Annotated in this window: 1 protein-coding gene; it reads left to right on the top strand. The window is 41.5% G+C overall.

The genetic code is table 11. The annotated features are described in order from the left end of the window. Positions 1-498 (top strand): phage virion morphogenesis protein (locus PROVRUST_RS18825; RefSeq protein WP_006816515.1); only part of this gene is annotated, 498 nt, incomplete at its 5' end. Between the last annotated feature and the right edge of the window lie 68 nt (positions 499-566).

The following is a 566-nucleotide window of genomic DNA, read 5'->3' as shown; positions in this document are numbered from 1 at the left end:
ATAAAGCGCATCCAGCAACAAAAAAATCCAGACGGTAGTGCATACACAAAAAGAAAAGCCAGCTTTGTCACGGTACAGCGTGAAATTCAATTCATGTGGCGGGGTCAGAAGCGTACATTGCGTAATTGGCGTGGAAACTCAAAGACGATTACCGGACAAGATGCGGATAAAAAATCCCAGCGCTCATTTCGTAAATCGGATATTCAGCGCTATATCAGCGTCAAAAAAGACAAAATCAGTACAGAGCGAAAAACCAAGCAAACTCGTATGTTTAAAAAACTGGCAACCGCCCGTTTTTTGCGGATGTATAACAGCGATAAAGAAGCCGTTATTTACTTTTTACCCTCTGCGGGAAATATTGCCGGTGTGCATCAATTTGGATTAACAGAACGAATTGGACGAGCACAAATTACCTATCCTTCACGTCAATTACTTGGGCTTACGCCGCAAGAAGTTACTCACATCGAAAACCAAATTATTGATTTTCTGACACGATAATTTGTGCCACTAATCAAACAAACCGCACTTACTGAACACTTGCGCCATTAATGGCAGGCTTAAGAAAA

This window comes from Providencia rustigianii DSM 4541 (assembly GCF_000156395.1).
In the GTDB taxonomy this organism is placed as follows: Bacteria; Pseudomonadota; Gammaproteobacteria; order Enterobacterales; family Enterobacteriaceae; genus Providencia; species Providencia rustigianii.
Note: the sequence above shows the minus strand (reverse complement) of the source record. Positions and strands in the feature narration are given on the sequence as shown.